This window comes from Kitasatospora sp. NPDC096077, assembly GCF_040303245.1.
In the GTDB taxonomy this organism is placed as follows: Bacteria; Actinomycetota; Actinomycetes; order Streptomycetales; family Streptomycetaceae; genus Kitasatospora.
On the sequence record NZ_JBEOSV010000091.1, the window covers coordinates 19,728 to 28,295 of the forward strand.

Annotated in this window: 9 protein-coding genes; 3 read left to right on the forward strand and 6 right to left on the reverse strand. The window is 71.9% G+C overall.

Annotated features, from left to right (window positions below; genetic code table 11):
* The first annotated feature begins 34 nt into the window (after window positions 1–34).
* The gene (locus ABTZ03_RS40345; RefSeq protein ID WP_350518213.1) at window positions 35–766 is read left to right on the forward strand and encodes a FadR/GntR family transcriptional regulator; all 732 of its coding nucleotides are present in this window, start codon (window positions 35–37) and stop codon (window positions 764–766) included.
* A 112-nt stretch (window positions 767–878) separates the two neighbouring features.
* A complete protein-coding gene (locus ABTZ03_RS40350; RefSeq protein ID WP_350518214.1) occupies window positions 879–2,117 on the forward strand; it encodes a CynX/NimT family MFS transporter in 1,239 nt (412 codons plus the stop codon).
* Between the two features lie 35 nt (window positions 2,118–2,152).
* Here the strand turns inward: ABTZ03_RS40350 and ABTZ03_RS40355 are convergent, their stop codons facing one another.
* From ABTZ03_RS40355 to ABTZ03_RS40380, 6 genes are all read right to left on the reverse strand, one after another.
* Complete coding sequence (locus ABTZ03_RS40355; RefSeq protein ID WP_350518215.1) at window positions 2,153–2,869, reverse strand: ABC transporter permease; 717 nt, start codon at window positions 2,867–2,869, stop codon at window positions 2,153–2,155.
* A gap of 97 nt (window positions 2,870–2,966) precedes the next feature.
* On the reverse strand, window positions 2,967–3,884 hold the full coding sequence (locus ABTZ03_RS40360; protein WP_350518216.1) for an ABC transporter ATP-binding protein: 918 nt from the start codon (window positions 3,882–3,884) through the stop codon (window positions 2,967–2,969).
* Window positions 3,885–3,922: 38 nt separating this feature from the next.
* The gene (locus ABTZ03_RS40365; protein ID WP_350518217.1) at window positions 3,923–4,825 is read right to left on the reverse strand and encodes an ABC transporter permease; all 903 of its coding nucleotides are present in this window, start codon (window positions 4,823–4,825) and stop codon (window positions 3,923–3,925) included.
* A complete protein-coding gene (locus ABTZ03_RS40370) occupies window positions 4,809–5,807 on the reverse strand; it encodes an ABC transporter ATP-binding protein (protein WP_400924570.1) in 999 nt (332 codons plus the stop codon). The genes ABTZ03_RS40365 and ABTZ03_RS40370 overlap by 17 nt, the downstream gene beginning before the upstream one ends.
* 228 nt (window positions 5,808–6,035) lie before the next feature.
* Window positions 6,036–6,248 (reverse strand): hypothetical protein, encoded by a 213-nt coding sequence (locus ABTZ03_RS40375; protein WP_350518219.1) that lies wholly within the window; start codon window positions 6,246–6,248, stop codon window positions 6,036–6,038.
* Window positions 6,249–6,350: 102 nt separating this feature from the next.
* Window positions 6,351–6,716: a hypothetical protein gene (locus ABTZ03_RS40380; protein WP_350518220.1), complete on the reverse strand. Its 366-nt coding sequence runs from the start codon at window positions 6,714–6,716 to the stop codon at window positions 6,351–6,353.
* A 302-nt stretch (window positions 6,717–7,018) separates the two neighbouring features.
* On the opposite strand from ABTZ03_RS40380, the gene ABTZ03_RS40385 reads away from it, so the two are divergent.
* Complete coding sequence (locus ABTZ03_RS40385) at window positions 7,019–8,017, forward strand: helix-turn-helix domain-containing protein (protein ID WP_350518221.1); 999 nt, start codon at window positions 7,019–7,021, stop codon at window positions 8,015–8,017.
* The last annotated feature ends 551 nt before the right edge of the window (window positions 8,018–8,568 follow it).

Genomic DNA, 8,568 nt, shown 5'->3' on the forward strand with positions numbered 1-8,568 from the left:
TGACCGATGAGTGGTGCCCGAAGGGAGGCCCGGCATGAACGGCGACGGCAACCGCCTGCAGGCGGCCGGGCGGCGATCCCTGGTGGACACCACGATCGAGCAGCTGCGCGATCAACTGGCCGACGGCACCTGGCCGGTGGGGACGCAGATCCCCACCGAGCACGAGCTGGCCGAGCGGCTGCAGGTCGGGCGGAACACCGTGCGGGAGGCGATCCGGGTGCTGGTGCACGCCGGGATGCTGGTCTCCCGGCAGGGCGAGGGGACCTTCGTACGGTCCACCAGCGACCCGGCGGCGGTGCTCCGCGGCGTCCAGCGCTCCGGCATCCGGGACGTCCTGGAGGTCCGGGCCGCGCTGGAGACCGAGGGCGCCCGACTGGCCGCGCTGCGGCACACCCCCGAGGACGTCCGGCGGATGCGGGCCGCGCTGGCCCGGGAGGCCGAGGTCTTCGCCCAGCACCCCGAGCGGGCCGCCCGCGAGGCGACCGTCGAGCACGACCTGGAGTTCCACACCGCCGTCGTCGAGGCCGCGCACAACCCGGCCCTGGCCGAGGTGTACCGCTACTTCGGCGCCTCCGTGCGCGAGGCGATGACCTCCGCCTTCGGCGACCACGAGATGCCCGAGGCGTCCGTGGCGACCCACGAGGCGCTGGTCGACGCGATCGAGAGCGGTGACCCGGACCGCGCCGAGGCGGCGTGTCGCGAGCTGCTCGCCGAGCCCACCGCGGCCGTCGAGCAGCTGCTCGCGGCCATCGCGGCCCGGAAGTAGGACGGCGCAAGCCCCGCTTCGGTCCGTACCGCGGCCGGTGGAGGCCTCCTCCCGCCGTGCCCGCGCCACCCCTGAGCCCGCCCCCGGGCAGTCACGAAAGAACAGCACACCCATGGCCGTCACCCGTGCCCAGCAGCCGGTTGTCACCGCTCCCGTCCCGCTCCCCGTCCGCAGCCGGCTGGCCCACCCCGCCCTGCTGCTGACCGGCATCGTGCTGGTCGCACTGAACATGCGCGCCTGTCTGGCCGCGGTCTCCCCGATGATCGCCGAGATCCAGCGCACCTTCGGCCTGTCCGCCACCGCGAGCGGGCTGATCACCACCGTTCCGGTGCTGTTCCAGGGCGTCGGCGCCCCGCTCACCCCCCGGCTGACCCGCCGGTTCGGCGCCGAGCGGGTGGTGCTCGGCGCGGTGCTGGTACTGGGCGCGGGCGTGCTGCTGCGGGTGCTGCCCTCGGTGTTCGCGCTGTACGCGGGCTGCGTGGTGATCGGCGTGGCCATCGCGGTGCTGAACGTGTCGATGCCGGGCCTGGTCAAGCGGGAGTTCCCGGACCGCGCCGCCACCATGACCGGCGTCTACTCGACCACCATGCTGGTCGGCGCGACCCTCGCGGCCGGGACGTCCGTCCCGCTGGAGCACGTGCTCGGCGGCGGCTGGCGGGCCTCGCTCGGCGCCTGGTCGCTGCTCGCCCTGATCGCCGCGGTGGCCTGGCTGCCGCAGGTGCTGCGGTCCCGGCAGGAGAAGGCCGCGGTGGCCGCCGCGGCCCGGCCCGGCACGCCGATCGAGGGCCTCTGGAAGTCCCCGCTGGCCTGGCAGATCAGCCTCTTCATGGGCATCTCGTCGCTGCTGGTCTACACCCTGGTCGCCTGGATGCCGACCATCCTGGCCGACCACGGCATGGACCGCGGCCAGGCCGGCCTGGTCTTCGCCTTCTCCAACCTGGTGCAGGTCGCGGGCGCCTTCCTGGTGCCGATGATGGCCGGCCGGATGACCAGCCAGCGCGCCCTGGCCGTCACCATGGCCGCCCTGAACGGCCTCGGCATCGCGATGCTGCTGCTCGTGCCGGTCTCCGCCGCCTGGGCGACGGCGGCCGTGCTCGGCGTCGCCCAGGGCGGTTCGCTGGGCCTGGGCCTGGCCTTCATCGTGCTGCGCACCGGCACCGCGGCCGGCGCCGCCCAGCTGGGCGGGATGTCCCAGGCGATCGGCTATCTGGTCGCGGCGGCCGGCCCGGTCGGGGCCGGTGCGCTGCACCAGCTCACCGGCGGCTGGGACGCCACCCTGATCCTGATGCTGGTGCTGGTCCTGGTGGTCGGCGCGGCCGGCTTCGGCGCCGGGCGCAACCGGACCCTGTAGGTCCCGTCCGCCTCACCGCGCCGGCCGCCGGGGGCTCACTCCTCGGCGGCGAGGGTCAGCCCGGCCAGCTTCACCGAGGCCAGCACCGTCGCCCCGACGGTGACCACCAGCAGCAGCGGGATCGCCGCCCCGAAGGAGACGTCGGCACCGATCGCGGCGTCCCCGGCCACCCGCTCGGCGACCGCCCGGCCCCACTGCTGGATGCTCAGGGTCCGGGCGCCCTCGACGAAGTTGCCGATCAGCGACTCCCAGATCAGCGCGTACGCCAGCCCGGCCACCACGGCGTGCCGGGTGATCACGCCGAGCAGCAGGAACAGCGCGCTGTACGCGGCCCCGGCGACCAGCACGGCCACCGTGTAGCCGAGCGCCACGCCGCTCTTGGTGCCGTACAGCACCAGTCCGGCGAGCAGCGTCGGGACGGCGGCGAACACCCAGGTGGTGCCGATCGCGACGGTCAGCTTGGTGGTGATGATCTGCCAGCGCGGCAGCGGCTTGGCGAGCAGGTAGACGATCGAGCCGTCGTCGATCTCGGTGGCGATCACCCCGGTGCCGATCACCAGGCCGAGGATCGGCACCAGGGTGCCGAGGTCCAGCTGGCCGAGGATCTTGATGGTGAGGCTGAGCGAATCGTGGCTCGCCCCGCTGGCGAGGGCCGAGACGACCATCAGCAGGGCCGGGGCCACCAGCAGCAGGATGCCTCGGCGGCGGCCCAGCAGGCCGCGCAGGGTCAGCCTGGCAACGGTGGGGTTCATGGTCGGTCGGCCCCTTCCCGGGCAGTGGTCTGCTTCGTGGTGCCGGTCAGGCGGGCACCGGGTGCTTCGTGGTGCCGGTCATGCGGGCACCAGCCGGTCATGCGGACACCAGGTAGGAGAAGACGCTCTCCAGCGACTCGTCCGCCGGGGACACCGTGTACAGCCGGATGCCGGCCGCCCGGGCGACCCTCGGCAGCAGGGTGGTGAAGCCCTGGAAGTTGACCGCCTCGATCCGCAGCGCCCGCTCCCGCTCGTCCACCTCGATGCCGGTGGTCGAGCCGTCGGCGATCAGCGCGGCGGCGAGTCGGCGGTCGTCGCTGGAGCGGACCAGGTAGCGGTGCGGGCGGTTGGTCATCAGCCGCCGGATCCGCCGGAAGTCGCCCGAGGCGGCGTGCCGTCCGGCCACCACCACCTCGATGTGCCGGGCCAGTTGCTCGACCTCCTCCAGGATGTGGGAGGAGAACAGCACCGTCCGGCCGTCCGCGCCGAAGCGGCGCAGCAGCTCCATCAGCTGCAGCCGCTGGCGCGGGTCCATGCCGTTGAAGGGCTCGTCCAGCAGCAGCACGGCCGGGTCGTGGACCAGTGCCGAGGCCATCTTGACCCGCTGCTTCATGCCCTTGGAGTACGTCCCGGTGCGGCGGTCCTTGGCGTAGGCCATCTCCACCAGGTCCAGGGCGCGCCGCGCGGCGGCACCGGGCTGGGGCAGGCCGTGCAGTTCGGCGTTGGCGAGCACGAACTCCCAGCCGGTCAGGTAGTCGTACATCGACTCCCGTTCCGGGACCAGGCCGATCTGCCGGTACACCTGCTGGTTGCGCCAGATCGGCGCCCCGTCCAGGGTGACCGCGCCGCTGGACGGCGAGAGGAAGCCGCTCATCATGTGGATGAGCGTGGACTTGCCCGCGCCGTTGGGCCCGAGCAGACCGGTGATGCCGGGGCCGATCGACATCGTGATGTCGTTGACCGCGACCACGTTCCCGAACCAGCGGGAGACCTTGTCGATGGTGATGGTGGCCATGCCGGCCTCTCAGACCTCTCGTTGGACGGTGCGGTTAATCAGACGCGGCTGTAGCGCCGCAGCAGGATCCGGTACGCGCCCGCGACCATCGCCACGGCGACGAGGGCGAACACCAGCAGGCCGATCCCGCCCGGGGCGTGGCGGCGGTCGATCCCGTCGCCCAGCCCGAACAGCTCGTTGACCAGCGCCTCCACCAGGCTGTTCGGGGAGATCAGCGACGTCCACTGGACGGAGTCCGAGGGCCGGCCGTAGACGGGGGTGCTGATGCCGACCACGACCGCCGCGACCGTCGAACTCACCGCCAGGTAGCCCATGATGGCGGCCACCCCGAACCCGCGGCGCGGGGTGCTCGCGGCGATCACCAGCGCGACCGCGGTCGGCACCAGGGAGTACAGCACCGCCGCCACCAGGCCGTCGAAGAACTGGCCGGTGTTGTGGCGGAAGTCCATCCCGGCCAGCAGCGCGCCGACGTACAGCACCAGCAACGGGGCCGCCATCAGCAGGAACTGGGCGCAGGCCATGGCGCCGAACTTGGCCCGGACGTAGTCGGCCCGGGTGATCGGGCGGGAGAAGTACAGCGGGACGGTGTGGTGCCGGAGGTCCCGGGAGAGCATCACCGGCGCCTGGGAGGCGAGGAAGATCGACACCACCAGGCTGAGGTTGGAGAGGTAGCCGGCGTACTCGACCGGGAGTTCGGTCCGCTTCAGGTAGACCGCGGCCGCGACGAAGATCATCGCCGGGACGGTGACGACCCCCAGCAGCAGCATCGGCAGCACCTTGGACTTGCCGGAGCGGCCGAGGCCGTAGGCGGCGCGCAGGCTCTGGATGAAGAGCGAGCGGGTGGCGTAGCCGCGGCCGAGGCGGGGCCCGGTGTAGCCGCGGTAGCCGATGTCGTGGATGACGCCGGTGTCGGCGGGCCTGGTGTCAGGAGGCTGCGGCATCGTCCGTACCTCCCTCGTTCGGGTCCGTGAAGAGTTCGGCGACCCGGTGCCGGCGCTGTTCCAACCGGACCAGGCCGAGGCCGAGTTCGGCGACCGTGTCGCGGATGGTGTCGTAGGTGTCCTCGCCGGCCAACCGGACCAGCAGCAGGTGCGTGCCGTCCGCCTGGACCTCCAGGCCGGTGGCCGCGAGCCGGGCGCGGACCTCGGCGCCGGGGTCGGCGACGGCGTCCTCCGGGTGGTCGGTGACCTCGACCGTGAGGACGGCGGTCGCCTCGGTGAAGGAGGCGGTGGAGGAGGAGCGCAGCAGCTGGCCGCCGTCGATGACCACCAGGTGGTCGCAGGTCCGCTCCAGCTCGCCGAGCAGGTGGGTGGTGACCAGCACCGAGATCCCGAAGTCGGTGTGCACCCGGCGGATCAGACCGAGCATCTCGTCCCGGCCGGCCGGGTCGAGGCCGTTGGTCGGCTCGTCCAGCAGCACCAGCTTCGGGTCGTGCACCAGCGCCTGGGCGAGCTTGACCCGCTGCTTCATGCCGGTCGAGTAGCCGCCCATCGGGCGGTACCGCTCCTCGTAGAGGCCGACGTGCCGCAGGGTGTCGGCGGTGCGCTCGCGGGCGGCGGTGGCGGGCAGCCCGGCCATCCGCGCCATGTGCACCACGAACTCGGTCGCCGAGACGTCCGGTGGCAGGCAGTCGTGCTCGGGCATGTAGCCGACCCGCTCGCGGATCTCCGAGCCCCGGGTCGCGATGTCCAGGCCGAGCACCTCGCCGCGGCCGGACGTCGCCGGGGAGAGCCCGAGCAGGATCTTGATCAGGGTGGACTTGCCCGCCCCGTTGGCCCCGACCAGCCCGACGACCCCGGGCTGCACCTCGACGGTGAGCTGGTCGAGGGCGGTGACCCGGGGGAACCTCTTGGTGAGGCCCTCGGTCTTGATGACAGCAGTGGACACCCGTTCAACGTAACGGGCCCGCGCCGCAGGGGCCATGAGCTGGAATGACGAGGCCTTCTACTGCCCGGGTATGACGTCGGGTCGGCGTACCCCTAGGGGACGTCTGCGCCTCCCGAACGGCTCCGGTACCCGTGATGACTCCGGCGGCATCGCGGAAGTTCCCGGCCCGGTACCGGCGTTGGCCCGTTCCGGCGATCGGCGGCCGGCGGTCGGCAGCCGGTGTCCCGGCGGCCGGCGTCCCGCGTCCGGCGGTCGCGGGTGCCGTCAGTGGCCCCAGGTCACGTCGTCGGTGGCCGCCAGCTTGCTCGCGCCGGACGGCGTCGACGGAACGGTCGCGCCGGCGACGGGGCCCGCGGCGGAGAAATTCTGCGATTCCGCGGGCTTCGCCGCGGTGAAGGAATGCGCCATTCCCAGAGCGCCGACGGTGATGACGGCCGCGGTCGCGGTCTTGGCGATTCGAGTCGCGAACATGGACATCTCTTCCCCCTGAATACAGTCGCTTCGATTGCGTCCCGGGCGCCTGCCCGGATTTTCTCCCCGGCCGGTTTTCCCTGCCGATGGCCCCACTCTGCTGGGATTTCAGAACGGGTGAAAGAGGTTCTCGGTGGACGGATCCTGCATCTGCATATCCCGTCCATCGGATCGCAGGAGTGCATTCCAGTGCTGCGGGACCAGAGCCGCGCTGAAGGACACCGCGTCCACCCCGGCGAGCGAGGGGTGCGCGAGGAGCGTGCGGTGACAGACGGCCGACGCGGCCCGCTCCGCGACGGCGAGCGAGGGCGCGGTCAGGTAGAAGCCCACGACCGGACCGCCCTCGGCGTCGTCGTGCGCGCTGACGTGTTCCAGGCCCTCCCCGTCGAGCGCGCACCCCAGGAACAGCTGTGCCGCGTCCGGGGGGAGGGAGGTGCGATCCGGGGCCCGGAGTCGGGCATGCACGAGATACATGCGGCCATCCTCCGGAGCACCCGCCACCGCGGTACAGGCCGGTACCGGGGACTTTTTATGCCACGGCACGAACCGACCAGGGGGTCGGACCCCGGCACGGCCGTGATTCACCCGCTTTGCCCCACCATGTCGCAGCGCCCCCCGTCGCCGCACGTTCCCCTACCGGAGCCTCCGCCGAGGTCGCGGCCTCGGCACCGACGAAGCGGACGTCGAAATCCGGTGCCGAGGCCCTGACCAGGGCCTTCGCATCTTCGTATAGTTCCGTGCACGCGCACGTGCACTAAACCTCCGGGAGCATCGCCATGCTGGAACTGCTGGGACTCGACGCCGAAGCGGAACGCGTCTACCGGGCACTCCTCGCCCACCCCGAGGACGGGGTGGCCGCACTCGCCCAGCGGATCGCGCTGCCCGAGAGCGACCTGCGCGCCTGCCTCGACCGGCTCAGCCGGCTCTCACTGGTCCGGCCCTCGTCCCGGGAGGGCATCGGATTCCGGGCCCTGGACCCCGAAGACGCCATGGAACTGCTGCTGGCCCGCCAGCAGGCCGAACTGGCCGCCCACCAGCAGAAGGTGGAGGCCTCCCGGGCCGCCGCCGCGCAACTCATCGCCGAGTGCTCCTCGATGCGCCCGCGGAGCGCCACCGCCGGGGCCGAGAGCCTGCACGGGCCGGAGGAGATCCGCGACCGGCTGGCCCGGCTGGCCGCCAACACCCGCCACGAGATCATGACGTTCGCGCCCGGCGGGGGCCACAGCATCGAGGACCTCGAAGCCAGCCGCGGCCCCAACGCCGCGCTCCTGGACCGGGGCATCACCATGCGCACCGTCTACCTCGACAGCGTCCGCAACCACCAGCCCACCCTCGACCACATGGACTGGCTGCACCGCCACGGCGGACAGGTCCGCACCGCGCCCACCCTGCCGGTGCGGATGATCATCTCGGACCGCCGCGAGGCCGTCCTCCCGCTCGACACCAACGACGCCCAGACCGGCGCGGTCGTCATCGCCTACGAGGGGCCGATCGCGGCCCTGTGCGCCCTCTTCGAGAGCGTCTGGCAGAGCGCCAACCGACTGGGCACCGCCGTGGAACGCAACATGGACGGACTGACCCGCCAGCACCAGGAGTCCCTCCACCTGCTCCTCCAGGGACTCACCGACGAGGCCATCGCCAAACGCCTCGGCGTCTCCCCGCGCACCGCCCGACGCATCGCCGCCGAACTCCTGGAGGCCCTGGAGGCCCGCAGCCGCTTCCAGGCCGGCGCCCACGCCGTCCAGAACGGCTGGCTCCCCGCCACCCGCATCTGAGCCCCGTCCGACCCTCTCCCCCGAAAGCCGCGTCCCCCCGGGACGCGGCTTTCGTCGTTCCGCGGCCCGTTTTCCCCAGGTCGCGGTGGACGGGATAGGCCACTGCAGAATCCGTCCACCGCAAAGCCCTTCCGGTGCTCCACGGAAAGCGGAACAGTAGAGGCATCGACAGGGGGAACCGGCCGAAATCGGCGAAACCCGGGAATGCCCGGGGAATCCCGGAAAAGCCATCCCCCGCTCCCGCACCGCGACCGAACAAAGGAGGTGAACACAATGATCGACATCCAGGACATCGAGGTCATGGCCGAGGCCCTGACCTGCGGCAGCTACAACAAGGGCTGAAATCGCGCAGGTTGACGCCTGCCGACGAACACAGCCGACCCACCACACCCCAACCAGGAGGTGAACACAATGATCGACATCCAGGACATCGAGGTCATGGCCGAGGCTCTCACCTGCGGCAGCTACAACAAGGGCTGAAATCGCGCAGGTTGACGCCTGCCGACGAACACAGCCGACCCACCACACCCCAACCAGGAGGTGAACACAAG